The sequence below is a fragment of the Frateuria sp. YIM B11624 genome (assembly GCF_049727805.1).
GTDB lineage: Bacteria > Pseudomonadota > Gammaproteobacteria > Xanthomonadales > Rhodanobacteraceae > Frateuria_A.
The window spans coordinates 47,320-71,671 of the sequence record NZ_JBCNYA010000021.1 but is presented as its reverse complement, the minus strand read 5'-3'; the positions used below and the strand labels follow the sequence as shown (position 1 = coordinate 71,671).

The following is a 24,352-nucleotide window of genomic DNA, read 5'->3' as shown; positions in this document are numbered from 1 at the left end:
CCACCAGCCTGGCGTAGGTCCTCGTAGGGTGGGCTTCAGCCCACCGCTTTGAATGCCGCGACGAGCGGTGGGCTGAAGCCCACCCTACGGTTCGTGCGGGGGAGCGCCAGGCACGCCGAAGTCGGGGCTGCCATCGGCTCTCCAGCCAATCGGCTGGATGCGCGGCGCGCGACGCGGCGTGCATTTCCAGTCCGGCCCGCCGTTGGCGTGGTAGATGATCCAGTCGCGGCCGTCCGTGCCCTTGAAGAAGCCGTTGTGGCCGGGCGCGTAGACGTGGTGCTGCGGCGAGCTGGCGAACACGGGCCTGGGCGACTTGCGCCAGGAGGCCGGGTCGAGCAGGTCCGCGTCGCCGTCGGCCTGCAGCAGGCCCAGCGCGTAGTCGTCCGACCAGCAGGCGCTCGCCGAATAGCTGAGGAACACCTTGCCGTCCGGCCCCTGCAGGAACTCCGGCCCTTCGAGGATCTTGCGCCCGCCCTGCATTTCCCACGCGTAGGTCGGCCAGGCGATGTCCACCTGCGGCGAGCCCAGCGTCCACGGGTTGCTCATCGGCGCGATCACCAGGTCGCTGTGGTCGCCGACGTAGGCCGAGTAGACGAAGTACCGCCGGCCGCCGTGCTCGAACACGGTGCCGTCGATGCCGCTGTGGTGGGTCTTCAGCATGCCGCGCTCCACCCACTCTCCCCGGGTGGGATCGGACGAGGCGTTCTCCAGCACGAACACGTGCCGGTGCGCGTCGTCGTCGTGCCCGGCCTCGGCCGCCGTGAAATAGAGGTACCACTTGCCCTGCACGAAATGCAGTTCCGGCGCCCATATCGAGGTCGACGCCGGTCCCTGCGCATGCTTGCGCCAGACCACCACCGGCTCGGCCTGCGCCAGTTGCGTGAGGTCGCGGGTCTTGCGCAGTTCGATGCGGTCGCCGGAAGTACTGGTGTAGTAGTAGACGCCGTCGCGCTGGACCACCCACGGGTCCGGCCCCGAGGGCAGCAGCGGCTTGGCATAGTCCCGCGTGCCGCTCGCGTGCGCCACGGCGCAGGCGAACAGCAGGGCGAGGCTTGCGAGGATCGAGTGGAAACGGCTCCGGGGCATGTGGTGTCCAGGTGATGGCGGATGTCGGCGTGGAACGTCAATCGCCCTCGGGCGTGGCCGGATCCAGTTGCACGTAGTCGACGTCGGCCGGGCGCCGTGAGCCTTCGAGCACCACCGTGTTGTCGCCGGCGCGCAGACTGCCGCGGGCGGTGGCGACATGCCAGCCGTCGCGGTCGGCGCGATCGGTCATCTTCCAGAGCGTGCCGTTGACGCGCAGCACCGGCAGCGCCGGCGTGAAACCCAGGTCCTGCCAGCGCACCGTGGCGCGGTAGCTGCCGCCGGCCGCAACGTGCACGGGAAACTCCAACTGCCCACCCGGTGCGGAGGCCATGCGTGCCTTGGCGCCATTCGAGGCGGTCGGATCGCCGATGCGCACCGACCAGCGCCGCAGCGCGTCCTCGGCCTCGTAGCGGTCGAAGCGTGCGGGCGCCTCGGCGTACATCACGACGTTCTTGCGCGCATCCGCGGGGTCGGCGGGAGTGGACGAAGTGGTGGCATGCCACAGGCGTCCGCCGGGCATCGGCAACAGGGCCTGCGTCCAGCCGGCATGGATGTTCCCGGTGAGCTTCTGCACCGGCGCCTCGGCTTCCCACCACGGCCCGCGGCCGCCGTCGTTGTTCCAGTAAAGGCTGCGGCCGGACGGATCGCCGTCGCCGCCGGCGCGTTCGGCCACCACGGCGATCACGCCGGGGCCCTTGCGCCACGGCAGCCAGCGCACGATCGGCGAGGCCGCCGGCCACGCGCCGGCGGCGGTGCGCACCGGCGTGCCGCGGTCGGACGGATCGCCCCAGTCCAGGCCGTCGGCGCTGATCTTCAGGTACACCTGACCGTTGTCGGGCCCGTCGATGTCCTCGTAGGTCATCACGTAGCGGCCGTCCGGCAGCCGGTCGACCACCGCCATGCCGGGACGCTCGACGCCGCCGGGAATGGCGACGTCGATCTTCTCCTCGCCCCAGTGCCGGCCACCGTCATCGGAGACCTTGTGCGCGAGCAGCTGGTTGAAGCCTTCCGCCTTGTGCTTCTCGCTGGAGTAGTAGGCGACTAGCCGCCCGTCGTCGAGGCGGTGGACGTTCGGCTCCCACACGCCGTGGTTGTCCTTGTCGCTCGGGTTGCCGCCGCCCTTGACGATCGAGCCGCGGTAGCGCCAGCTGCGGCCGCCGTCGGTGGAGGCGTAGAGCTGCAGGTCCTCGGCGACCAGCCGCCCGCTGGCGTCGTCACCGGTGGCATTGGCCCCCAGCAGCAGCGTGCCCGCCGGCAGGTCGGCGCTGGGCCTGGCCAATTCCGAAAGGTGCGGCTGCCAGCGCAACTGCCAATGCGGATCGCTGCCGTGCGCCTGGTCGGTGACGTTGGCTACGAACCGCCATTGCGCGCCGCCGTCGATGCTTTCGTAGAGCGGAATGCCGCCCATGCCGTCGCGCTCGAACACCATCAGCATGCGCCCGTTCGCGGACGCCTCCGGCTGGTGCGCCAGGCGCACGACGCTCACGTAGCCCACGCCATCGGCAAGGACCGTGCCGCTCGCTTGTGCCTGCGCCGGCGCCGCGGCGACCGGGATGGCGGCGAGTGCAAGCGCGAACGCCATCGCGCAGGGCAGCAGGATCGGTCGGGTCATCGGGCATCTCCGGAGAATCGGGACGGCGCTGGATCGCCGTGCTGCGGCGCCGGGCAATCGAACCAGGCCAGCGGCACCGTCTGCGCCATGGCGCGGTAGCCGGCGTCGTTCGGATGGATGTGGTCGCCGCTGTCGTAGCGCGCCTGCAGGCGTTGTGGTTGCGCCGGGTCGCGCAAGGTCGCGTCGAAATCGACCACCGCGTCGTAGGGTGCGCGGGTGCGGATCCAGGCATTGACGGCCTGGCGTGCCACCTCGCCCTGCGCCGAGTACGCGCCCAGGGTGCCGCCGAACGGCGGCAGCGTGGCGCCGTAGACGCGCAGGCCTTGCGCGCGGGCCGTCGCGGCGATGCGGCCGAGCGCCGCGACGACGGGCGCGGCCAGCGCCTTTGCCCCGGGCAACGCATGGCCTGCCGCGCGCGCCGCCATGGTCGGCTCGCCGATGTCGTTGATGCCGCCGAGCACCAGCAGGTAGCGCGCGCCCGGCACCGCGAGCACATCCGGCCGCAAGCGCCGTTCCATGCTCTGGCCCTGGCTGAAGTCGCCCTGCGCCGCGGCCACCTGGTTGCCGTCGATGCCGGCATCGAGCACGGCCCGGGCGCAGCCGGCCGCGCGCAGGCGATCGGCCAGTTGTTCGGGATAGCTCATGCCCGCACTGGCGCGGAATCCGTTGGTGATCGAATCGCCCAGCGCGATGATCGCGCGCGTCGCAGGCGCGGCCTCCACGTCGATCCGCGCCAGCCAGTCGTAGCCGGGCGCATAGCCGGCCAGCGGCATGCGCGCGGCGCGCGTGTGGTCGCCCTCCAGCGAGAGCGCCTGCCGGTAGCGCGCATCGGTGTGCCACGAGGCCGCCACCGCCACGCCGGGCACGAACAGGCTCACCGCCAGCCGGTCGCCCGCATGCACGGGAAGCTCCAGCGGATCGCTGTCCAGCACGCCGCCTGCGGGCAATACCGCGCGCGCCGCACCACCGAAGGACACCGGACGCAGCGTGCCGGTATCGACCGCGAAATCGTCGCCCGCCGCGGCGCGGGCGACCGTCACTGCACCGATGGTCACCGGCCGCTCGCCGAAGCGGTTGTCCAGGTGCAGGCGCAACCGCCGTCCGCCGGCCTCGACACGAACGATCTCGCGCACGGTCTGGTGATGCAGCGGGGTATTGAGCGGGGGTTGCCGCAGTACCGCGTTCGCCGGCATCGGATTGCGCAGTGGCGCGGCGGCCCAGGCGCCGACCCAGTGCTCCGCGCCGGTCGCCGCCGTGGATGCGGCGGCGCTCCAGGCCAGGCCCAGCAACGCCACCCATCGATGCCACTGGATGTTCTTCCTCACGTCGCCGTTCCCCGCAAGGTAGCCAACGTGACCGGCGGCGGCGACGGCAAGCTGCGGGGAGGGCCGCTGCCGTCGCCGCCGACGCTCACAGCTTGAAGCGCACGCCCAGGCCGATGGTGCGGTCCTGGTAGCGGATGTCGCGCGGCCGCGTATTGCCGTCGCCCCAGAACTGGTGCAGGTCCTCGCCGGTGAGGTTGGTCGCCGAAAGCACCACGGTGGTGTACGGGTTGACGTCGTAGCCCAGCGAGAAGTCGAGCTGGTTGGCCGGCTCGATCTCGTCGTAGACACCGGCCACCGTCGGCTGGGTGAAGAAATCGATGTAGCGGCTGCGGTAGTTGTAGGCCAGGCGCGCGGACCAGCCGTACTTTTCGTACATCAGCACGGCGTTGCCGTTGCGCTTGGACACGTTCTGCAGTGGCGAGGTGACCGACGGACCGCCGATGAACTGCGGCGAACGCGTGCTGCCTTCGATGTAGGTGTAGTTGAGCTGCACGCCCAGGCCGCTCAGCGCGCCGGGCAGGAAATCGAAGAACTGCTGGTAGGCCACCTCGGCACCGTCCAGGTGGCCGCTGCCGGCGCTCTGCGGCGAGGACAGCTGGTAGGCCTCGCCGTTGATCGTCACGTCGGTCACGTAGTTCTGGATGTAGCCGGTGATGTCGCGGTAGAACACGCCGCCGCTGACGTAGCCCGAGGGCGAGAAGTACCACTCCAGCGAGGCGTCGTAGTTGTTCGACTTGATCGGCTTCAAGTCCGGGTTGCCGCTGGCGGCGACGCCCGCGCGGTTGATCGTGCCGGGGTTGAGCGAGATCGACGGGTTGAGCTGGCCGAAGCCCGGATAGGTGACGGTCTTGGCACCGACCAGGCGCAACTGCAGCGCATCGGTCAGGTGCAGGTTGATGCTCAGGTTGGGCAGGTAGACCGGCTCGCTGGTGTTCACCGTCAGCGGCGTGTAGACGCTGGTGGCGGCATTGAAGGAATACGCATCGAGGTTGCGCTTGACGCGCTCCATGCGCACGCCCATCAGGCCATCCACCGGCAGGCCGAACAGCGTGGTGTCGTAGCCGGCCTGCAGGTAGGCCGCCGCGGTCTTCTCGTCGATGTGGTAGTAGCGGCCCGGGTTCACCGGCGCCAACCCGCCCGGCAGGCCGTACAGGCCGCGGATCGCATCGGCGTTTTCGGTGAGGTAATTGAAGCAGCCGGTCAGCCACGAGACCGGGATCGCCGAGGTGGTCGGCATCGCGCAGAAATAGCTGTCCGGGAAGCGCGCGGTGACCTGGTTGGCCGGATTCGGGGTCTCGGTGATGTTGCCGGTGCCGGCGCCGCCGGGCGGCGGCGTGGAGATCTCCACGCTGCCGTTGTACTCGGCCTTGTGGTCCGCGTAGCGCAGGCCGAAATCGAGGTAGCTGAAGAAACTGCCGTTGATGTCCCAGGTGCCGTCGCCGCGCCAGGCGTACTGCTTGCCGCGCTCGGTGTGCCAGGTCTGGAACAGGCCGTTGAGGTAGTAGTTGTTCGGGTCCAGCTGCTGGTTGTTGCCCAGCGACCAGTTCTGCTGGTTGCCCGCGGTGCCGTTCCACACCGTGGTCACCGGTCCCTTGAGGAAGGTGTCGATGATGAAGGTGTCGTCCTCGAACGCGGTCACGCCGTAGGAGAGGTCCGAACTCAGGCGCAGCCGGTCGCCCTGCCACTTCACGCCGATCGCGTGCTGCATGTCGCGCCCGTGCTGCACGTGTGCCTGCGTGCTGGTGGCCGCGTAGGTGTTGCCGACCCAGGTGCCGCTGGCGGCATCGCAGATGGTCTGCCCTTCGAACGGCGAACCGGTGAGCTGGTTGGCGTAGCAGTGGTCGGTGACGGTCAGGTTGCTCGGGCTGACCGCGCCGACCGGGAAGGAGAAGTAGAACGGCTGGCTGTAGTCGTCCGAGACCCAGTCGTACAGGCCTTCGGCATAGACCTCGGTGCTGTCGTTGGGCTTCCACTGCAGCGCGTAGTTGAGTTCGGGGCGCTGGCGGCGGCCGATGTTGTAGTCGGCGCCGAAGCCGTTGGGCGCGGCGATCAGGTTGCCCGCGTCGGTGCGGATCGGCGTGCCGGTGCCGTCGGTGAGCACTTTCGGGAAGTCGCCCCAGACCGCGTTGTACTGGTAGTGCTGCGCCATGAAGCTGGCGTTGACCAATGCGCCGACCTCGCCGATGCCGGTCTGCCAGCGGTCGCTGGCCAGCACGCTGAAGTTGGGATCGGTGCGGCCGCCGTACTTGCTGTGCGTGGCGGTATAGGTCGCCGCCACCTTGGCGCCGTCGAAGTCGAACGGGCGGTAGAGCTGCATGTCGACCACGCCGGCGATGCCGCCGTCGGGCAGGCTGGCCTCGCTGCTCTTGTAGACCGAGACGGTCTTGACCGCAGTCGCCGGCAGGTTCTGGAAGGCGAACGAGCGGCCCACGCCGCTGAAGATCTCGCGGCCGTTGAGCGTGGTGATCACGTTCGGCAGGCCGCGCACCACCACCGAGCTGGTCTCGCCCTGGAAGCCCTGTGCCACCTGCACGCCGGTGATGCGCTGCATGGCGTCGGCCACGCTGTTGTCCGGCAATTTGCCGATGTCCTCTGCGACGATCGAGTCGACCACCATGCGCGCGTCCCGCTTGAGCGACTGCGCGCTCTCCAGGCTCTGGCGCAGCGGCGTCACGGTCACCTGGGAGAGGTTGACCACGCGCTTCTGGTCGTCATGCTGGGCGGTGCCCTGTTTCGGCGTCTGGGCCTGATTTGTCTGGGCCTGATTTGTCTGGGCCTGGTCGGCCTGGGACGCGTCGGTGGACTGCGGCGCGACGCTGTCGGCAGGCGGCGTGTCCTGGGCGTACGCCGGGGCAAACGCCGCGGCGATCGCGGCGGCGAGGATCGTCACGGAAATGCGGTTGCGGTACATGATGGAAACCTCCCGTCAGAAGATCGTTGTCGCCGGTGATGCCGGCTTGTCGTGGCCCGGACGCGCCATCGGCCGGATTGCCGTGGCGCCTGTCCTGGGCGCGTGTCGTTAGGGCTTGCTCGCGCCCACCGGCGCGGGATAGAGCGCGGCCTCCGCCGGCACCACGCCGCGCGGCGCCTTCGAGAGCGCGCGCAGGATGTCGGCCTCGCGCTGGCGGTAGGGCGTGCCGTCGCCGTGCAGCAGGTCGTGGAACCAGATCGTCGGCGGCTGCAGCGTGTACGGGCGCTGCCACGAGTCCCACGGCAGCGTGGTCTGCGTGCGTCCTTCGACGAAGCCCCAGTTGACCATGCCCACGTCGAGCTTCTTGGCCAGCGGCAGCACGCCGTCGATGGTCGAGCCGGCGCCGCGCGCCATGTATTCGGTGCAGATCAGCGGGCGGCCGTAGCCGGCGAGCTGTTGCACGCGACGGGCGAATTCCTCCGGCCAGCCGTAGCTGTGGAAGCTGATCACGTCGGACTGCTCGATCTGCGTGCGCTCGACCGCGTTGAGCTTCGAGGGATCGGACCAGTCCTCGTCATGCCACACGCCGCTGGTGAGCGGCTGCGTCGGCGCGGCGCTGCGCGCCCAGGCGAACACCTGCGGCAACAGCCTGGCCACCAGCGCGATCTTGTCCTTCGGCTCGCGCGCGTCGTAGTCGCCGCCGCCGGGATTGTCCGGTTCGTTCCACACGTCCCAGGCGAGCACGCGCGGGTCTTTCGCGAAATGCCCGACGATGTCCTTCACGTACTGTTCCAGCCGCGGGTACTGGCTGGGATCGGTCATCGCCACGCCCGGGCTCTGCACCCAGCCGGAGTTGTGTACGCCGGGAATCGGCGGATGCTGGGGCCCGAGCCTGGGCTCCGGATCCCAGCACGAATCGAACAGCACGAAGATCGGCTTGATCCCGTGCTTGTGCGCGATGGCAAGGAAGGTGTCGATGCGTTTCTTGAAACCGTCGGGATCCTGCTTCCACAGCAGGTCGTGCAGGAACACGCGCATGGTGTTCATGCCCAGTTGTTGCGCCCAGCCCAGTTCCTTGTCGATGCGTGCCGGATCGAAGGTGGCGGTCTGCCACATCTCCAGCTCGTTGATCGCGTCGGCGGGCACGTAGTTGCTGCCCAGCAGCCAGGGCTGCTGCCGGTACCAGGCGTGCGCCTGGGCTGGCGTCCAGCGTGCCGGCGCGTCGGCGGCCGGCGCACGCGGGGCGATGAGCGCCGCCATGCCAAGTGCCAGGGCCAACAATAGGTGTTTCATGCGAACTCCTCGTGGTGCGCGGCGCCTTGCGCCGGGCAAAGCACTCCCGTGGACGCCCGGATGGGCGCCCGGTGGACGGTGGACGGCCGGGTCAGCGCGCGGCGCGCGCCGGCTCGGTGGTGAAGCGGTAGACGATCTGGTTGCGGTACTCGTGCCCCGGGTCCAGCCGCGCCGAGCCGAACGCCGGCTGGTTGGGCGTGTCGGGGTACAACTGCGGTTCGAGCACGAACGCGTCGCCCTGGCGGTACACGTGGCCACCGGTGCCGACGGTCGTGCCGTCGAGGAAATTGCCCGAATAGAACTGCAGGCCGGGCTGGTCGGAACTCAGCGTGAGCACGCGCCCCGTGTGCGGATCCTCCACGCGCGCGACCATGCGCGGCGCGGGCGCCGGCGTGCGGCTGACCACCCAGTTGTGGTCGTAGCCGCGGCCGTTGAGCAGTTGCGGATCAGCGGTGCGGATGTCGCGGCCGATCGGTTTCGGCTGGCGGAAATCGAACGGCGTGCCCTCGACCTTGCGCAACTGGCCGGTCGGAATGGAGGTGGCGTCGATCGGCAGGAACGCATCGGCGGCGATGGTCAGGCGCTGATCCATAACGCTGCCCGAGCCCTCGCCCGCGAGGTTCCAGTAGGTGTGGTTGCTCAGGTTGACGATGGTCGGCTTGTCGGTGGTCGCGCCGTAGCGGATCGACAACTGGTTCCTGTCGTCGAGCGTGTAGACCGCGGTGACCGAGAGCTTGCCCGGATAGCCCATGTCGCCATCGGGACTCACGTAGGTCAGCGTGACGCTGGCCTTGTCCGCGTCATGGCTGACCGCGCTGATCGTCCACAGCACCTTGTCGAAGCCGCGGGTGCCGCCATGCAGCGAATTGGGACCGTCGTTGACCGGCACCTGGTAGGTGTGGCCGTCGAGCACGAAGCGGCCCTTGGCGATGCGGTTGGCGTAACGGCCCACCGTGGCGCCGAAGTACTGCGGCTTTTCCAGGTAGCCCTTGAGCGAGGGATAGCCGAGCACGATGTCGGCGAAGTGGCCGTCGCGGTCGGGCACGCGCAACGACTGCAGGCTCGCGCCGTAGGCGATCACCCGCGCCGACAGGCCGTGCGCATTGGTCAGCACGACCGCCTCTACGGGCTTGCCGTCAGGCATCGTCCCGAAGCTTTCGCGCTTTGCCGTGGCACCGGCGTGCGCCGCCATCGACAGCGCCATCAGGCCGAACATCGAACCCATCCACCCTGCACGTAGCATGTCCCCAGCATCCTTCTGCCGCACATCGGAGTGGAGGCATGCAATCACATTGTATGATTATCGTGCAAGTGTTCGACGGCAGGATTTTTTTCCTTGTGCAACGCGGCATTGCGCCGGAGAGGTCGCTGCGGAAATGCCGCTTCCGCATGGCAACGCCATGTTTTCGACGTCGGGCGCTTGTGGCACGGGTCGCTTCGCTCGCCGCAATTTCCGCATCGCGTCATCGACCCTCTCGCGACGCACCCCCGCACGGCGAAAAAAAACCGCCGCCGCACCTTGGCAGGACGCGCGCCGAGTGCTTATAGTCGATTTGTATGACAAACCCCTCCGGAGGCGGCAGCGCCACCGGTACGGATCGATCCTGAGTCACCCTGGAGCGGCATTTCATGAGGAAGACGAGCGCAGTTCGCAGCCTCTACGGGCACGTCATGCACGAGCTCGGGCAGCGCATCGTGGGCGGCAAGGTCAAGCCCGGCGAGGTGCTGCCGCGCGAGGAGACGCTGGCCGAAAGCCTGCAGGTCAGCCGCACCGCGTTGCGCGAGGCGCTCAAGGTGCTCTCGGCCAAGGGCCTGATCGAATCACGCACCGGCGTCGGCGCGCGCGTGCTGGAGAAGCGCCACTGGAACCAGCTGGACGCCGACGTGCTGGCCTGGCGCTGCGCCTCGATGCCGACCGACGATTTCGTCGACAAGCTGGTGGAGATGCGCGAGGTGATCGAACCGGCCGCCGCCGCCGCTGCCGCGCGCCGGCGCACCGCCGAACAGCTCGCCGCGATCGACACCGCGTTCCGCGCGATGGACGCGGCGCAGACGCTCGACGAATGGACCGCCGCCGACCTGCAGTTCCACGATGCGGTGCTGCACGCCACCGGCAACGAGCTGCTGCAGTCGCTGTTCTCGGTGGTCGAGACCGCGCTGGGCACCTTCTTCACCCTGTCGGCGCGCACCGCCACCAACTTCAAGTATTCGCTGCCGCACCACCAGAAGGTGCTGGAGGCGATCCGCCGCAAGCAGCCGGAAGTGGCGCGCAAGGCGATGCACGCGATGATCGCCGACTCGCAGGCGAACCTGCAGCACAGCCGCGGCCGCGCCCGCAAGAAGGCCACTGCGTGACGACACCGCTGCTCGGCCTGGACTGGGGCAGCACGCGGCTGCGCGCCTACCGTTTCGACGAGGCGGGCGGCGTGGCGGACACGCGTGCGCTGCCTTGGGGCAGCCGGCAGTTGCCCGCGGGCGGCTTCGAGGAAGCCTTCGCACGCGCGGTCGAGGGCTGGCCGCGCGCGCCGGTGCTGGCCTGCGGCATGGTCGGCAGCCGCGGCGGCTGGCGCGAGGCGCCCTACCTCGACACGCCCTGCCGGCTCGATGCTCTGGGCGGCGCGCTCACTGCGATCGACGCGCCGGACGGGCGCACCGTGCACATCGTGCCCGGCCTGCGCGATCCGGCCGGACCGGACGTGATGCGCGGCGAGGAGACCCAGGTCGCCGGCGTGCTCGCGCGCATGCCGGCGCTCGCCGGCGATGCACGGCTGCTGATGCCCGGCACGCACAGCAAGTGGGTGCGCGTACGCGATGGCGCGGTCGCCGGATTCACCACCCTGATGACGGGCGAACTGTTCGCGCTGCTGCGCGGGCATTCGATCCTCGGCGCCGGATTACCCGATGGCGGCACCGACGACCAGGCGTTCGCGCGTGGCGTCGTCGCGGCGCAGACCGCCGGCGCGGCTGGCGCCCTGTCGCGGCTGTTCTCCGCGCGCGCGCTGATGCTCGAGGGTGCGCTGGCGCGGACCTCGGTGGCGGATTTCCTCTCCGGCCTGCTGATCGGCGACGAGCTGCGCATGGCGCTGGCCGCCGGCTGGGCCATGCCCGACGCGCCGGTGCTCCTGGTCGGCGAGGACGCGTTGTGTGCGCGCTACCTGCAGGCGGCGCCGGCGTTCGGCCTGTCGCTGCAACCCACGGCCGGTGCGACCGCCGCCTCCGGCCTCTGGCAGGTCGCGGTGTCGGCCGGCCTGGTCCACGGACTTTCCCACGCATGAACGACTTCAATACCTGGCTCGATCCGCTGCCGCTGGTCGCCATCCTGCGCGGCCTGCATCCAGACGAGGCGCCGGCCGTCGGCGACGCGCTGGTCGTCGCGGGCTTCCGCATCCTGGAAGTGCCGCTCAATTCGCCGCGGCCGCTGGAGAGCATCCGCCGGCTCGTCGACCGCTACGGCAGCGAACGGCTGGTCGGCGCGGGCACCGTGCTCGACCCGGCGCGGGTGCGCGAGATCGCCGACGCGGGCGGGCGGATCGTGGTGATGCCGCATGCCGACGTCGCCGTGATCCGCGCCGCCAAGCAGGCCGGCCTCTACTGCGTGCCCGGCGTCGCCACGCCGACCGAGGCCTTCGCCGCGCTCGCCGCCGGCGCCGACGCGCTGAAACTGTTTCCCGCCGAGCAGGCTTCGCCGGCCGTGCTCAAGGCCTGGCACGCAGTGCTGCCGGCGGGCACCGCGGTGCTGCCGGTCGGCGGCATCGCGCCCGACACCATGGCCCCGTGGCTGGCCGCCGGCGCCGCCGGCTTCGGCATCGGCTCCTCGCTCTACGCGCCCGGGCGCGCGGCCGACGACGTCGGCGCGCGCGCGCAGGCCTTCGCCCAGGCCTGGCGGCGCCATTTCGATTCGCAGGGATACTCCGCATGAAGATCACCCGCCTGACCACCTTCGTCGTGCCGCCGCGCTGGCTGTTCCTGCGCATCGATACCGACGCGGGCATCTGCGGCTGGGGCGAGCCGATCGTCGAAGGCCGCGCGCACACCATCGCCGCGGCGGTGGACGAGCTTTCCGATTACCTGGTCGGCAAGGACCCGCGCCACATCGAAGACCTGTGGGGCGTGATGTACCGCGGCGGCTTCTACCGCGGCGGCCCGGTGCTGATGAGCGCGATCGCCGGTATCGACCAGGCGCTGTGGGACATCAAGGGCAAGCACCTGGGCCAGAGCGTGCACGCGCTGCTCGGCGGTCCGGTGCGCGAGCGCATCCGCGTGTATTCGTGGATCGGTGGCGACCGCCCGGCCGACACCGCGCGCGCGGCGAAGGAAGCGGTCGCGCGCGGCTTCACCGCGGTGAAGATGAACGCCACCGAGGAAATGCAGTACGTCGATACCTACGAGAAGGTCGAGCAGGTGCTCGCCAACGTGCAGGCGGTGCGCGACGCCGTCGGTCCGCACGTCGGGCTCGGGCTGGACTTCCATGGCCGCGTGCACAAGCCGATGGCCAAGGTGCTGATGCGCGAGCTCGCACCCTACAAGCTGATGTTCATCGAGGAGCCGGTGCTGTCCGAGCACCTGGAGGCGCTGCCGGAACTGGCCGCCGTGTCTCCGGCGCCGATCGCGCTGGGCGAGCGGCTGTACTCGCGCTACGACTTCAAGCGCGTGCTGGCGATCGGCGGCGTGGACATCCTGCAGCCCGATCCTTCGCACGCCGGCGGCATCACCGAGACGCGCAAGATCGCGGCGATGGCCGAGGCCTACGACGTGGCCATCGCCCTGCACTGCCCGCTCGGACCGATCGCGCTGGCGGCCAACCTGCAGCTCGACGCGGTCTGCCACAACGCCTTCATCCAGGAACAGAGCCTGGGGATCCACTACAACGCCACCAACGACCTGCTCGACTACGTCAGCGACCGCAGCGTGTTCGCCTACCAGGACGGTTTCGTCGCGATCCCGGGTGGTCCCGGCCTGGGCATCGAGGTGAACGAGGCCTACGTCGCCGAGCGCGCCTCGGCCGGCCATCGCTGGCGCAACCCCGTGTGGCGGCATGCCGACGGCAGCGTGGCGGAGTGGTGAGCATGGCCGCCTTCGCCAGCTATCCCAGCCTGCTCGACCGCACGGTGTTCGTCAGCGGCGGCGCCACCGGCATCGGCGCGTCCTTCGTCGAGCATTTCGCGCGCCAGGGCAGTCGCGTCGCCTTCATCGACGTCGATCGCGAACATGGCCAGGCGCTGTGCGGGGAACTGGCCGACGCCCGCCATCGCCCGCTGTTCCTGCCCTGCGACGTCACCGACCTCGACGCGCTGGCCGCGGCCATCGCGCAGGCGCGCGCCGCGATCGGGCCGATCGGCGTGCTGGTCAACAACGCTGCCAACGACGTGCGCCACGCCTTCGGCGACACCACCGCGGCCGAGTTCGACCGCAACGTCGCGGTCAACCTGCGCCACCAGTATTTCGCCACTCAGGCGGTGCGCGAGGACATGCGCGCGCTGGGAGGCGGCTCGGTGATCTGCCTGGGCTCGACCGGCTGGATGAAGAAGAACGCCGGCTACCCGATGTACGCGATGGCCAAGGCCGCCGTGCGCGGCCTGGTCAACGGCCTGGCGCGCGAACTCGGCCATGACCGCATCCGCATCAATGCACTGGTGCCCGGCTGGGTCATCACCGAGAAGCAGCGCCGGCTGTGGCTGGATGCCGAAGGCGAGGCGGAGATCGCCCGCGTGCAGTGCCTGCCCGGCTACCTGATGGCCGACGACCTCGCGCGCGCGGCGCTGTTCCTGGCCGCCGACGACAGCCGCATGTGTACCGGGCAGGACTTCATCGTGGACGGCGGCTGGGTATGAACGCCGCCGCCACGGTCGCCTTGCAGGCGCGCAACACGCTGGGCGAAGGCATCGTGTGGTGCACGCGCGAACAGGCGCTGTACTGGACCGACATCCACGAAGCCATGTTGTGGCGCTACCGCCCGCGCGACGGCCGCGCGGAACAGTGGCCGATGCCCGAGCGGCTCGCCTGCCTGGCGCTGTGCGAGAGCGACGGCTGGCTGCTGCTCGGGCTCGCCTCGCGGCTGGCGTTCTTCCATCCGGCCAGCGGCACGCTCGCGCCCATCGCCGAGGTGGAAGCCGGCCTGCCGACGCGCCTCAACGACGGCGCCTGCGACCGCCAGGGCCGCTTCGTCTTCGGCACCCTGCACGAACCACCCGCCGGCGCCGCGCGCCGGGCCATCGGCAGCTTCTACCGCCTGAACGCGGACCTCTCGATCGAACGGCTGGACCTGCCCGGCGTGGCGATCAGCAACAGCCTCGCCTTCAGTCCCGACGGGCGCACGCTCTACTACTGCGATTCGCCGACGCGCACGATCCATTGCTGCGACTACGGCGACCGCTGCGGGCCGCCGCGCACCTTCGCCCGCCTCGACGATCCGCGCGGCGAACCGGACGGCTCGGCGGTCGACTGCGCCGGCAACCTGTGGAACGCGCAGTGGGGCCTGGGCCGCGTGGCGTGCTATACCGCAGACGGGCGCCTGGACCATTGCATCGAGGTCGCCGCCTCGCAGCCGACCCGCCCCGCCTTCGGCGGAGCGGATCTTGCGATGCTCTACATCACCAGCGCGCGCGACGGACTGGACGCCGCCGCGCTCGCCGGACAACCCTCCGCCGGCGCGCTGTTCGCGGCACCGGCGGGCACCACCGGCCTGCCGGAGCCGCGCTTTGCCGGCCTGCCGCCCACCGGCGGACGAAACCACGCCACACTGTTGCGCCAAGCCGTCTAGACGACATCAACCGGGGATAACCATGAATGCCACTACCGCAGCACCGGTCGCCACCCGTGCCAAGGCCACGGCCGTGTTCACCTGCATCCTGGCCGCGCTGGCCGGCTTGATGTTCGGGCTGGACATCGGCGTGATCTCCGGCGCCGAGCAGTTCATCCAGAAGGAATTCGTGGTCAGCGACCGCACGATCGGCTGGATCGTCTCGATCATGATGGCCGGCGCCGCCCTGGGCGCGCTGGGCGCGGGCTGGCTATCCGGCCACCTGGGCCGCAAGCGCTCGCTGATCCTTGGCGCGGTGCTGTTCGTGGCCGGCTCGGTGCTGTGCGGCGTGGCCTGGTCGCCCGGCGTGCTGATCGTCGGCCGCTTCATCCTTGGCCTGGCCATCGGCATCGCCAGCTTCACCGCGCCGCTGTACCTGGCCGAGATCGCGCCCGAGTCCATCCGCGGCGCGATGATCTCGCTGTACCAGTTGATGATCACCATCGGCATCCTCGCCGCCTACCTGTCCGACCTCGGCTTCAGCTACACGGGCAACTGGCGCTGGATGCTGGGCGTGATCGCGATTCCCGGCGCGCTGTTCCTGGTGGGCGTATCGGTCCTGCCCGACAGCCCCCGCTGGCTGATGATGCGTGGCCGCCGCCCCGAGGCCGAGAGCGTGCTGCACAAGCTGCGCGGCAGCGTCGATGCGATCGCCCGGGAAATCGCCGACATCGAGGAGCAGTTGAAGATCCCGCAGCGCGGCGTGCACATGTTCTTCCAGAACGCCAACTTCCGCCGCTCGGTCGGCCTGGGCGTGCTGCTGCAGGTGATGCAGCAGCTGACCGGCATGAACGTGGTGATGTACTACGCGCCGCGCATCTTCCAGGGCATGGGCTACGCCACCGCCGCGCAGATGTGGTTCACCGTGCTGGTCGGCCTGGTCAACGTGCTGGCCACCTTCATCGCCATCGGCCTGGTCGACAGGCTCGGCCGCAAGCCCATCCTCTACATCGGCTTCGTGGTGATGACCGTCGGCCTGGGCGTGGTAGGCACGATGATGCACCTGGGCATCGACACGCATACCGAGCAGCTCTTCACCGTGGCGATGCTGCTGGTCTTCATCGTCGGCTTTGCGATGTCCGCCGGTCCGCTGATCTGGACGCTGTGTTCGGAGATCCAGCCGCTCAAGGGCCGCGACTTCGGCATCGGCTGCTCGACCTTCACCAACTGGGCCGCCAACTGGCTGGTCGGCGTGTCCTTCCTGCCGCTGCTCAACGGCATCGGCCAGGCGCAGACGTTCTGGCTGTACGCCGCCTTCAACGCGGTGTTCATCGTGCTGACGTTCTGGCTGGTGCCGGAGACCAAGGGCGTCACGCTCGAGCAGATCGAGCGCAACCTGATGCACGGCAAGCCGCTGCGCGAGATCGGTCGATAACGGATCCGTAGGGTGGGCTTCAGGCCCACCAGCCACCCCGCCGGAAGCGGTGGGCTGAAGCCTGCCCTACCGGGTTCCCTGCGCGGCCGCGTTCGCGGCCGTCACGGCGTCCACGAAGCCCCGAAACGGGATGTCGGTGATGCCGACAAGGCCGAAGTGCGCGTTCTCGCCGTCGAGCAGGCGGCCGGTGACCGGCTGGTCGGCGTACTGGAACCAGTGCGCGCCGACGATCGCCGGGTCGGCAGCCGCGGCCTGCACGAATCGCGCATAGGCCTCGCCGCGCTGGGCTTCGTTCCACACCGGCACCGGACCGGCGCCGAACGGGCCACGGTCGGTCGAGCCGAACGAGAACTCGCTGACCAGTACCGGCTTGTCGAGCCGGTGCAGTGCGGCGAGGTCCATGCCGTGCTGCGGCAGGTCGGCGTAGACGTTGATGCTCAGCACGTCGCACCACTGCGCACAGGCGGCCACCGCCTCGGGCGTGCGCACGGCGAAGCGGCCGCCGAGGAACAGGTGGTGCGGGTCGCGTCGGTGCAGCACCTGCGCGACGGTGCGAAAGTACTCATCGGCGTAGGCGCGCAGCCAGGCGCTGTAGTCCTGCGCGATCGCCGGGTGCGCCTCGTTCGGCGCGGGCGCCTGGAAGCCGGCCGGCTGCAGCGCCTCCCAGCGCGTCACGCCGATCCCCCAGGCCACCCCCAGGCGCAACGCGTCGCCGTACTTGCGCTCGAGCATGGCAAGGAAGGCTTGCTTGGCCGGGCTCTGCGGTTCGCCGCGCAGCGTGCCGATGGCCAGCGCCCAGCGACCCTGCGCATCGGGCGCGGCCCAGGCCAGCTCGTTGTCGGCGAAGTAGCCGAGCAGCCACGGATCGTCGCGTACGCCCTCGGTGGCCTTGGCGACCGCGCGTTCGGTGGCGGCCTCGAAACGCGGATCGAACGGGTCGGGCATGCGGCCCCACCAGTCGTAGCCGGTGGCGACGTTGGCGTAGTCGCCGGCGATGTTGATCGGGCGCGTGTAGGCCAGCCGGTGGCCGCGCGCGATGGCCTCGTCGCTCCAGTCGCCGAGCGTGTTGAAACCCCAGGCGCCCAGCCGCCGGCGCGTGCGCGTGCGCCAGGCCTCGTGCCAGCCGGCGCCGTCGACGCGATGGAGGTTGGCGGCGTAGAAGTCGAACCAGCGGCCGTGGTTGTAGCCCAGGCCCGCGGATGCGCCGGTGTCGCGGCGGCTGTCGCCCTGCCCGTAGAACGCCGCCCATGCGCCCGTCGGCGGCGGCAGGCCGGCGAACATCCACTCCCGGCCCTGCACGTAACTGCGCCCGTCGCCGGCCACCACGGCGTTGACGCCCAGCGAGAAGAACGGATGGCCGTCCGGCGTCACCAGTCGCCAGCGGCCGTCGAGCTTCTGCACGTGGAACCAGCCGGTGGCCCTGGCCTGGACGTCCAGGCGTCCGCCGTACGCGTCCCGTTGTTCGGGCTCGCGCGGTTGACTGCCTTCGCGCACATGCGCGCGCAGCTCGGCGTCGCTTTCGATCTTCTCCGGCCAGTGCCCGCGCGTGTACTGGCCGTAGCGGTCGACGATGCCGTCGTAGGCGGCGCGCAGGGTATCGCCCGGACCGGTACCGGACGTGCCGATCAGCAGCGCCTGCTCGGCCTGTGGCGCCGGAATGGAGAACTGCACCGAGCGTATTGTCTCGATCGACGCCGCGCCGTCGACCGTGGTCGCCACCACGATGCGCCGGCCGGCCTGCTCGAACGGCATCGGCGGGCCGGCCTGCATGCCGAAGTCACGCGGCGAGGTCGCATGCAGCGGCACGACGAGCGTCTGTGGCGGACCGGCGGGCAGGCCCACCGTCGCGTGCAGATGGGCGCCGGCGCTGCCTTCGATGTCGATCACCAGCGTGACCGCCCAGGGCATCGCATTCTGCATGCGTATGCGCAGCTCGCCGTTGCCATGCCAGGGCTGCGCGGGCGTCAGCCGCAGGCTCGGTTGCGCGGCCGGTTCGAAGGTATAGCGGCGCAGGGCCTCGCCGTCGGACAGGTGCTCGATCTCGCCACGCCGCACGTGCGCCAACGCCACGTCGGCCGGCGGCGTCGCGCCTTCGTCCGCGCGTGGCACCGCCTGTCCCGCCAGCGGCAGGACCAGGCAGGCCAGGGCCAGGGCGATCGCTCTCATCGGCCATCCTCGTCGCGGTGTGCGCGAAGTATGGCCGAGCCTCCCTGAAGATCAGGCGCCGCTGCGCTCCAGCCAGCGCCAGCCGTAGTAGGCGGGAATGCCGCAGGCGATGATCACCAGGCTCATGCCGGCATCGCCCGGGTTGTGGATGGCGGTGGCGCCGATCACGCACAGTACGGTGACCACGAAGATCATCGGCAGCCACGGATAGAACGGCACGCGGTAGGGCGAGGGCTCGCTCAGGTAGCGCCGGTACCAGAACAGCGTGGCGATGCTGCAGGCATGCGCCAGCCATTCGCCCACGGTGGTGTAGTCGAGCAGTTGGTTGAAGCTGCCCGACACCGCCAGCACGATCGCCCACGCGCCGAGCGTGGCCAGCGCCACCTGCGGCGCGCGGCTCTGCGGCTCGATACGGCCGACCGCGGAGAAGAACATGCCATCGGCGCCCATCGTCTGCAGCACGCGCGCGCCGCCGGCGATGGCGATGTTGCAGTAGCCAAACGTGGAGCAGGCGATACCCAGCGCGATCAGCGTGGCGCCGCGCTCGCCCAGCAGCCGGCGCATCACGTCGGCGGCCGGCGCGGTGCTGAACCCCAGGCCTGCGTGACCCAGGCCCGCCAGGTAGGCGAAGTTGGCCAGCACGTAGGCAATCATCACGCCGGCCATGCCCAGGCCCAGCGCGAGCGGTAGCGTGCGTTGCGGATTACGCACTTCGCCGGCCAGGTCGTTGAGGTAATGGAAGCCACCGTAGGTGAACAGCACCGGCAGCAGCGCCCCGAACAGCGCACCGGTCGGCACGTCGCGCACGGGATCGGTGGCCAGCGTCACGCCAAGGTGGCCATCGGCCAGCACCACGCCGACCACCACCAGCAGCGCGATGGCGGAGAGCTTGAGCAGGGTGAAGATGTTCTGCACCCAGGCGCTGGCGCGGATGCCGAACAGGTTTACGCCGACGATGAAGGCGATCGCGCCGGCGGCCACTGGCTTGATGTACAGCAGCGACAGGCCCAGTGCCGCACAGAAATACTGGGCGAAAATCGTCGCCACCGCGGCGACGCTGCCGGGGTAGTTGATCAGCGCCATCGTCCAGCCGAACAGGAACGCGGGCAGCTGGCCGAAAGCCTCGCGCAGGTAGATGTAGCTGCCGCCGGCCTGTGGCCGGCGTGCGCCGAGCTCGGCGTAGCTCAGCGCGCCGGTCAGGGTCAGCAGGCCGCCGACCACCCACAGGGCCAGCAGCGCCCAGCCCGAACCAGTGCGCTGGGCCAGCGTGGAGGGCGTACTGAAGATGCCCGCGCCGATCACGCCGCCGATGACGATCATCGCTCCGTCCCAGGTACCCAGGCGGCGCAGGTAGGTGTTCGATTCGGTGCTCATGCGTGGGTGGGCATCGTCGGCGGCGGAAGGGGCACACGATAGCGTGAGTTGGCGGCGGCTTCAGCCTGTGCGGTTCGCACCCCCGTCGCGGAAGGAAAGGATGGCGGCGGTCCAGCACTCGCATGTCGACGCGCATCCGGCGTAAGGTCGCGCGGATGTCAGCGCTCTCAACGTCCCTGCTCGATCCGACTCGCCGCCCGCGCACCCGCCGGATGCTGCGCATGCTTTCCTGGCTGGTCTCCGCCGCGCTGCTCGCGCTGGCGGCCTGGCTGCTGCACCGCTACCTGGGCGCGATGCGCTGGCGCGACGTGGCCGCGGCGCTGACGCAGTTGCCGCGCGCGCACGTGGCCGGTGCAGTGGCGGCGACGGCGGTCAGCTTCACGATGCTGGCCACGTTCGACGTGCTGGCCGCGCACCGCGTGGCGCCTGCGCGTGCATCGGCCGGACTGTCGGCCTTCGCCGGCTTCGCTGCGCACGCGTTGTCCAACACGCTCGGCTTCCATGCCTTCACCGGCGGCGCGGTGCGCTACCGGGTCTACGCCACCGCCGGGCTGGGCGCGGGCGACATCGCGCGCGTGGTCGGGCTGGCCAGCCTTGGCGTGGGCCTGGGCTATGCCGTGCTGGGCGCGGCCGGCCTGCTGATGGAACCGGCGATCGCGGCGGGTTGGGGGCGCATCGCGGGCGTCGTCATCGTGCTGCTGCTGGCCGGCCTGGTGCTGTGGCTGGCGCGACCGCGCAGCCTGCGCGTGGGCCGCTGGGCGATCGCCCTGCCGGGCTCGGCTTCGGCGCTGCTGCAGATGCTGGTCGGCGGCGTGGAGATGAGCGCGGCGATCGGCGCGATGTACCTGCTGCTGCCGCCGGCGATCGCTCCGCCGCTCGCCGACTTCGTGCCGATCTACCTCACCGCGCTCATCGCCGGCATCGTCAGTCACGCCCCCGGCGGACTGGGGGTGTTCGAGGCGATCCTGCTCGGCGCCTTCCCCGCGCAGGCGCGCGCGGACGTGTTGGCCGGCCTGCTGTGCTACCGGCTGGTCTACAACCTGCTGCCGTTCGGGCTGGCCGCACTGGGGCTGGCGCTGTTCGAGGCGCGCCGGCGCCGCGCCATCTCCGCGCCGCCGCCCGATGCCTCCTGACGGCGCGGCGCAGGGACGCCGCTAGAGCCCGAACGGCCAGGTCTCGGGTGCGCCGGTGCGCGGCTCCTCGCCCAGCGGCTCCACCGCATGGGTTTCGTCGAACCAGGTGTAGCCGTCGAACTGGCGCGGCATGGAGCATTCCACGTAGTGGCTCCAGCGCTCGGTGTCGGGCCGGTAGATCACGCCGATGAAGCGTTCCAGCCGGCCGCTGGCCAGGCGCCCGCACAGCTCGCGGTGGGCGCCCTCGCGCAGGTCGAGCAGGCAGCGGGGCTGGCCGGCGTCGTGGAACAGGCGCTCGTAGCTGTCCTTGCGCGAGGGATTGACCCGCATCACCTTCATCGGCTCGTCCCAGTCGTCCGCCGCGGCCACCGTGCCGGTGTGCGTGCCGAAGCCGAGCAGCGCCGCATCGGCGCCGAAGCGCTGGCGGCAGAGCTGGCCCAGGTTCAGTTCCTCGCGCACCTGGCCCATCTCGGTGTGGCGCGCGTCGCCGATGTGCGAGTTGTGCGCCCACACCACCGCCTTCGACCGTGGCCCGTTCGCGGCGAGCAGGTGCTCCAGCGTCTCGAACATGTGGCTGTCGCGCAGGTTCCAGGACTCGGCCGAGCCGTAGTACATCGCGCGGTAATAGGCCTCGGCGTTGCTCACCAGGCGCGCGTTCTGCGCCGCGTCCAGGAAGTGCTCGCCGTCGGCCTGGGCGTATTCCATGCGCCGCGAGAGCAGCTCGCGCAGCATCTGCACCACCGCCTTCTCGCACAGCGCGTAGCCGGCATTGAGCGCCATGCGGCCGTACTGTGCCGGCTCCTTGCTCCAGGGCATCAGGCAGCCGTAGCGGTGGCGGGCGACTTGTGCGGTCTCGGGATCGACCTTGTCCAGGTAGTCGATCACCGCGCGGATGGAACTGTCCAGGCTGTACAGGTCCAGCCCGTAGAAGCCGGCCTGCTTCGCCGGCGGCTTGTCGTCGTTGTAGTCGCGCAGCCAGTCGATGAATCGGGCGACGTCGCGGTTGCGCCACATCCAGGTGGGGAAGCGCTGGAAGATCGGTTCCTCGTGCGCCGCCGGGCGTCCGCGCACGTAGCGGTCCAGCACCGCCGCGTCCGGCCAGTCGCCCTCCACAGCAACGATGGTGAAGCCGTGTGCCTCGATCAGCCGCCGCGTGATCGCCGCGCGGGCGCGGTAGAACTCGCTGGTGCCGTGGCTGGCCTCGCCCAGCAGCACCACGCGCGCGTCGCCGTAGCGGTCGAACAGCTGTCCGAACGCCGGATCGTCCAGGTCCGGCAGCGGCTCGGCCGCTGCGCGGATCAGCGCCGGCAGGCCGCCGCCGTCGGCCGGCGCACGCGCGGCGACCGGCTCCGTCCGCGGCGAGGGCGAGGCATCCTGTTCGCTCCAGCCGTAGCTGCCGACCAGCGGCACGAAACGCACCTCGTCCAGTTCCTCTTCCTCGAAGCGGTCCTCGGCCACGCGGGTGACCTTCACCAGCCGCTGCCGATGCAACGTTTCGCCCACCGGCATCACCAGCCGCCCGCCGATCGCCAACTGCCGGCGCAACACGTCGGGCACGGCCGGCCCGCCGGCGGCGGCGAGGATGGCGTCGAACGGCGCCGCCTCCGGCCAGCCGCCGCTGCCGTCGCCCACGCGCAACCGGATGTTGCGGTAGCCCAGCGCATCGAAGCGCTGGCGCGCGAGATCGGCGAGCTCGCCGTGGCGTTCGATCGCATGCACGCTCGCGGCGATGGTGGCCATCACCGCCGCCGCATAGCCCGACCCGGCGCCGATCTCCAGCACGCTGTCGCTCTCGCGCAGGGCGGCCGCCTCGAGCATGCGCGCGACGATGAACGGCTGCGAGATGGTCTGTCCGGCCTCGATCGGCAGCGGTGAATCCTCGTAGGCGAACTCGTGCATGCTGCCGGCCACGAAGGCCTCGCGCGGCACCGTTCCCATCGCCTCGAGCACGCGTGGATCGCGAATGCCGCGTCCGGCCAGCTGGCGCTCGACCATGCGTTGGCGTTGCTGGGCGAAACCGGTCATGGCAAACCTCCCGCAAGTGCCACGCCACGCTAGTCCGGCCGCTATCAACCGCATGTCAAACCGTGCAACCGTCCGTTCCACGGCCGATTGCCGCTTGCCTGCGCCAGTCGCCTAGAATCCCCGGCCAGGCATCCCGGCTTTCCATCGTGTCCCCCACTCCGCGCAAGATCCTGCACATCGACATGGACGCGTTCTACGCGTCGGTCGAACAGCGCGACGATCCCTCGCTGCGCGGCAAGCCGGTGGTGGTGGCGTGGCGCGGGGCGCGCTCGGTGGTGTGCGCGGCCAGCTACGAGGCGCGCGTGTTCGGCGTGCGCTCGGCGATGCCCGCGGTGCGCGCGGAGCGGCTGTGCCCGCAGGCGATCTTCGTGCCGCCGGATTTCGTGCGGTACAAGGCGGTGTCGCGGCAGGTGCGGGCGATCTTCGCCAGGCATACGGACCTGATCGAGCCGCTGTCGCTGGACGAGGCCTACCTGGACGTGACGCAAGGCAAGAGCGGCCTGGCCTCGGCCACCGCGACGGCCGAGGCGATCCGCACCGCCATCCGCGAGGAAACGGCGCTGACCGCCTCGGCGGGCGTGGCTCCCAACAAGTTCCTGGCCAAGATCGCCTCGGACTGGCGCAAGCCCGACGGGCTGTTCGTGATCCGCCCGCATCAGGTCGAGGACTTCCTGGCGCCGCTGGCGGTGGGTCGGCTGCCGGGCGTGGGCAAGGTGATGGAGGGCAAGCTCGCGGCGATAGGCGTGGCCACGGCCGCCGACCTGCGCCGCCTGGGCCAGGCGGAACTGGAAGAGCGTTTCGGACGATGGGGCCGTCGCCTGCACGAGTTGTCCTGGGGTATCGACGAACACGCCGTGCAGCCGGACCGGCCGACCCTGCAGGTGTCCTCCGAGGACACCTTCGAACACGACCTCACGCTGGACGAGCTCGAACCGCACATCCGCCGGCTGGCCGAGAAGACCTGGGCCGGCCACCAGCGCGAGGCAGGGCGGGTGGCGCGCACGGTCGTGCTCAAGCTCAAGACCGCCGACTTCCACACGCTCACCCGCAGCTTCTCGCCGCCCACCCTACCCGGCACCGCACACGAACTGGCCGAACTCGCCTGCGCGCTGCGCGCACGCGTGGACCGCCCGACGGGCACGCGCTACCGGCTGGTCGGCGTGGGACTGGCCGGCTTCGTGGACCGCGACGGCTTCATGGCGCAGCGCGACCTGTTCGACACCGCACCCACGGATTGACCTACCGCACGAGGA

At 70.3% G+C, this 24,352-nt stretch carries 18 protein-coding genes; 9 read left to right on the top strand and 9 right to left on the bottom strand.

Features of this window, described 5'->3' with window-relative positions; translation table 11 throughout:
- Positions 1-84: 84 nt before the first annotated feature.
- The 6 genes from AAIL17_RS12055 to AAIL17_RS12030 form a co-directional block, all read right to left on the bottom strand.
- Entirely contained in the window at positions 85-1,086 is a 1,002-nt protein-coding gene (locus tag AAIL17_RS12055; RefSeq protein ID WP_424683087.1) for a family 43 glycosylhydrolase, read from the bottom strand.
- A 37-nt stretch (positions 1,087-1,123) separates the two neighbouring features.
- Complete coding sequence (locus AAIL17_RS12050; RefSeq protein WP_424683086.1) at positions 1,124-2,698, bottom strand: exo-alpha-sialidase; 1,575 nt, start codon at positions 2,696-2,698, stop codon at positions 1,124-1,126.
- Positions 2,695-4,023: a GDSL-type esterase/lipase family protein gene (locus AAIL17_RS12045; protein ID WP_424683085.1), complete on the bottom strand. Its 1,329-nt coding sequence runs from the start codon at positions 4,021-4,023 to the stop codon at positions 2,695-2,697. The genes AAIL17_RS12050 and AAIL17_RS12045 overlap by 4 nt, the downstream gene beginning before the upstream one ends.
- Before the next feature lie 85 nt (positions 4,024-4,108).
- Entirely contained in the window at positions 4,109-6,934 is a 2,826-nt protein-coding gene (locus AAIL17_RS12040; RefSeq protein WP_424683084.1) for a TonB-dependent receptor, read from the bottom strand.
- Positions 6,935-7,042: 108 nt separating this feature from the next.
- Entirely contained in the window at positions 7,043-8,227 is a 1,185-nt protein-coding gene (locus tag AAIL17_RS12035) for a cellulase family glycosylhydrolase (protein WP_424683083.1), read from the bottom strand.
- 91 nt (positions 8,228-8,318) lie between these two features.
- Complete coding sequence (locus AAIL17_RS12030; RefSeq protein WP_424683082.1) at positions 8,319-9,470, bottom strand: aldose epimerase family protein; 1,152 nt, start codon at positions 9,468-9,470, stop codon at positions 8,319-8,321.
- 386 nt (positions 9,471-9,856) lie between these two features.
- On the opposite strand from AAIL17_RS12030, the gene AAIL17_RS12025 reads away from it, so the two are divergent.
- From AAIL17_RS12025 to AAIL17_RS11995, 7 genes are read left to right on the top strand one after another with little or no spacing between them, the layout of a single operon-like run.
- On the top strand, positions 9,857-10,582 hold the full coding sequence (locus AAIL17_RS12025; protein WP_424683081.1) for a FadR/GntR family transcriptional regulator: 726 nt from the start codon (positions 9,857-9,859) through the stop codon (positions 10,580-10,582).
- Complete coding sequence (locus tag AAIL17_RS12020; RefSeq protein WP_424683080.1) at positions 10,579-11,502, top strand: 2-dehydro-3-deoxygalactonokinase; 924 nt, start codon at positions 10,579-10,581, stop codon at positions 11,500-11,502. Before AAIL17_RS12025 ends, AAIL17_RS12020 begins: the two co-directional genes overlap by 4 nt.
- Positions 11,499-12,146: a 2-dehydro-3-deoxy-6-phosphogalactonate aldolase gene (locus tag AAIL17_RS12015; protein WP_424683079.1), complete on the top strand. Its 648-nt coding sequence runs from the start codon at positions 11,499-11,501 to the stop codon at positions 12,144-12,146. Before AAIL17_RS12020 ends, AAIL17_RS12015 begins: the two co-directional genes overlap by 4 nt.
- Positions 12,143-13,291, top strand: coding sequence for a galactonate dehydratase (gene dgoD / locus AAIL17_RS12010; protein WP_424683078.1), 1,149 nt, complete (start codon positions 12,143-12,145; stop codon positions 13,289-13,291). Before AAIL17_RS12015 ends, dgoD begins: the two co-directional genes overlap by 4 nt.
- A gap of 2 nt (positions 13,292-13,293) precedes the next feature.
- Positions 13,294-14,058, top strand: coding sequence for an SDR family NAD(P)-dependent oxidoreductase (locus tag AAIL17_RS12005; protein WP_424683077.1), 765 nt, complete (start codon positions 13,294-13,296; stop codon positions 14,056-14,058).
- Complete coding sequence (locus AAIL17_RS12000) at positions 14,055-14,987, top strand: SMP-30/gluconolactonase/LRE family protein (protein WP_424683076.1); 933 nt, start codon at positions 14,055-14,057, stop codon at positions 14,985-14,987. Before AAIL17_RS12005 ends, AAIL17_RS12000 begins: the two co-directional genes overlap by 4 nt.
- Positions 14,988-15,009: 22 nt before the next feature.
- Positions 15,010-16,401, top strand: a complete 1,392-nt coding sequence (locus tag AAIL17_RS11995; protein ID WP_424683075.1) for a sugar porter family MFS transporter — start codon at positions 15,010-15,012, stop codon at positions 16,399-16,401.
- Positions 16,402-16,467: 66 nt separating this feature from the next.
- Here the strand turns inward: AAIL17_RS11995 and AAIL17_RS11990 are convergent, their stop codons facing one another.
- Together AAIL17_RS11990 and AAIL17_RS11985 are read right to left on the bottom strand one after the other, a co-directional pair.
- Positions 16,468-18,567, bottom strand: coding sequence for a beta-agarase (locus AAIL17_RS11990; protein WP_424683074.1), 2,100 nt, complete (start codon positions 18,565-18,567; stop codon positions 16,468-16,470).
- Positions 18,568-18,618: 51 nt separating this feature from the next.
- On the bottom strand, positions 18,619-19,941 hold the full coding sequence (locus tag AAIL17_RS11985; protein ID WP_424683073.1) for an APC family permease: 1,323 nt from the start codon (positions 19,939-19,941) through the stop codon (positions 18,619-18,621).
- A gap of 221 nt (positions 19,942-20,162) precedes the next feature.
- On the opposite strand from AAIL17_RS11985, the gene AAIL17_RS11980 reads away from it, so the two are divergent.
- Positions 20,163-21,074, top strand: a complete 912-nt coding sequence (locus tag AAIL17_RS11980; protein WP_424683072.1) for a UPF0104 family protein — start codon at positions 20,163-20,165, stop codon at positions 21,072-21,074.
- A gap of 21 nt (positions 21,075-21,095) precedes the next feature.
- On the opposite strand, the gene AAIL17_RS11975 is transcribed toward AAIL17_RS11980, so the two are convergent.
- The gene (locus tag AAIL17_RS11975; RefSeq protein WP_424683071.1) at positions 21,096-23,099 is read right to left on the bottom strand and encodes a protein-L-isoaspartate(D-aspartate) O-methyltransferase; all 2,004 of its coding nucleotides are present in this window, start codon (positions 23,097-23,099) and stop codon (positions 21,096-21,098) included.
- A gap of 146 nt (positions 23,100-23,245) precedes the next feature.
- On the opposite strand from AAIL17_RS11975, the gene dinB reads away from it, so the two are divergent.
- Positions 23,246-24,337: a DNA polymerase IV gene (gene dinB / locus AAIL17_RS11970; RefSeq protein WP_424683070.1), complete on the top strand. Its 1,092-nt coding sequence runs from the start codon at positions 23,246-23,248 to the stop codon at positions 24,335-24,337.
- Positions 24,338-24,352 lie beyond the last annotated feature (15 nt).

Coding starts and splice junctions, on each gene's coding strand:
- AAIL17_RS12055 (WP_424683087.1), bottom strand. CDS start 1,086: ATGCCCCGGAGCCGTTTCCACTCGATCCTCGCAAGCCTCGCCCTGCTG.
- AAIL17_RS12050 (WP_424683086.1), bottom strand. CDS start 2,698: ATGACCCGACCGATCCTGCTGCCCTGCGCGATGGCGTTCGCGCTTGCA.
- AAIL17_RS12040 (WP_424683084.1), bottom strand. CDS start 6,934: ATGTACCGCAACCGCATTTCCGTGACGATCCTCGCCGCCGCGATCGCC.
- AAIL17_RS12035 (WP_424683083.1), bottom strand. CDS start 8,227: ATGAAACACCTATTGTTGGCCCTGGCACTTGGCATGGCGGCGCTCATC.
- AAIL17_RS12030 (WP_424683082.1), bottom strand. CDS start 9,470: ATGCTACGTGCAGGGTGGATGGGTTCGATGTTCGGCCTGATGGCGCTG.
- AAIL17_RS12025 (WP_424683081.1), top strand. CDS start 9,857: ATGAGGAAGACGAGCGCAGTTCGCAGCCTCTACGGGCACGTCATGCAC.
- AAIL17_RS12015 (WP_424683079.1), top strand. CDS start 11,499: ATGAACGACTTCAATACCTGGCTCGATCCGCTGCCGCTGGTCGCCATC.
- dgoD (WP_424683078.1), top strand. CDS start 12,143: ATGAAGATCACCCGCCTGACCACCTTCGTCGTGCCGCCGCGCTGGCTG.
- AAIL17_RS12005 (WP_424683077.1), top strand. CDS start 13,294: ATGGCCGCCTTCGCCAGCTATCCCAGCCTGCTCGACCGCACGGTGTTC.
- AAIL17_RS12000 (WP_424683076.1), top strand. CDS start 14,055: ATGAACGCCGCCGCCACGGTCGCCTTGCAGGCGCGCAACACGCTGGGC.
- AAIL17_RS11995 (WP_424683075.1), top strand. CDS start 15,010: ATGAATGCCACTACCGCAGCACCGGTCGCCACCCGTGCCAAGGCCACG.
- AAIL17_RS11990 (WP_424683074.1), bottom strand. CDS start 18,567: ATGAGAGCGATCGCCCTGGCCCTGGCCTGCCTGGTCCTGCCGCTGGCG.
- AAIL17_RS11985 (WP_424683073.1), bottom strand. CDS start 19,941: ATGAGCACCGAATCGAACACCTACCTGCGCCGCCTGGGTACCTGGGAC.
- AAIL17_RS11980 (WP_424683072.1), top strand. CDS start 20,163: ATGCTTTCCTGGCTGGTCTCCGCCGCGCTGCTCGCGCTGGCGGCCTGG.
- AAIL17_RS11975 (WP_424683071.1), bottom strand. CDS start 23,099: ATGACCGGTTTCGCCCAGCAACGCCAACGCATGGTCGAGCGCCAGCTG.